Raw genomic sequence first — 919 nt, 5'->3', positions numbered from 1 at the left:
TTGTCGTAGCGGGTGGCCACGCCGCGGTGGCGCTTGAGCCTGTTGATGCCGTTCTCGACGGCGTGTCGCTTCCGGTAGAGGTCTGGGTCGAACTTCGGTGGGCGTCCGCCGCGGCTGCCCTTGGCTTTGCGGTGGGCGTCCTGGTCCTTCTTGCGCGGGATGCACGCCTTGATCCCACGCTTGCGCAGGTAGGCGCGGTTGCCGCGGCTGGTGTAGGCCTTGTCCGCCAGGACCAGGTCGGGGCAGGTGCGGGGCCGGCCCACCCCGAGACGGTTCACCTTGATACGGCGCAGGACCGGGATGAACTGCGGGCTGTCACCACGGTGCCCGGCGGTTACGACCAGCGATAGGACCTTTTGTCCCTGCTCACAGGCGAGATGCGTCTTGGTGGTCAGACCGCCGCGGGATCGTCCGAGGGCGTGATCGGCGGGTTCGTCGTGCACGCCGCCGGGTGGCTCTTTCTGCAGGTCGCCGTGTTTGCGGGCGCCTGCGGCGTGTTGGTGTGCGCGGCTGGTCATCGAGTCCACGCTGACCGTCCAGGTGATCCGGCCTTCCGCATCGCCGGCGGCCTGTGACGCGGTCAAGATCTTGTCCCAGGTTCCGTCGCGCTGCCAGCGACGGAACAGGCCGTAGAGCGTCTGCCAGGGTCCGTACTCGGCCGGGACGTCACGCCAGGGCGACCCGATCCGGATCCGCCACCTGATCCCGTCGATGAGTTGCCGTTTCTCCCACTTCGGCGGACGACCCTTCGCCGACGCGGCAGGCAGCAGCGCGGCGAGCCGCTGCCACTGGGCGTCGGTGAGGTCGTGCCGCCTCGTCACCGCTACGCTGGCCACGAGGTCTCCGGTATGAAGTTCTTGCTTGGTCGCAGAACCAGATACCGGAGACCTCTTCAGTTGTCGATCACCGCCACGCCGGG

Annotated in this window: 1 protein-coding gene; it reads right to left on the bottom strand. The window is 68.1% G+C overall.

Annotation, left to right across the window (positions count from 1 at the left end; all coding sequences use genetic code 11):
• The coding region (locus GSF22_RS33890) for an IS5 family transposase (protein ID WP_208817959.1) at nucleotides 1–836 on the bottom strand (836 nt) is incomplete at its 3' end.
• Between the last annotated feature and the right edge of the window lie 83 nt (nucleotides 837–919).

This window comes from Micromonospora echinofusca, assembly GCF_017614955.1.
Classification (GTDB): domain Bacteria; phylum Actinomycetota; class Actinomycetes; order Mycobacteriales; family Micromonosporaceae; genus Micromonospora; species Micromonospora echinofusca_A.
The sequence above is the reverse complement of the archived record's forward strand: the minus strand, read 5'-3'. Positions and strand labels throughout refer to the sequence as shown.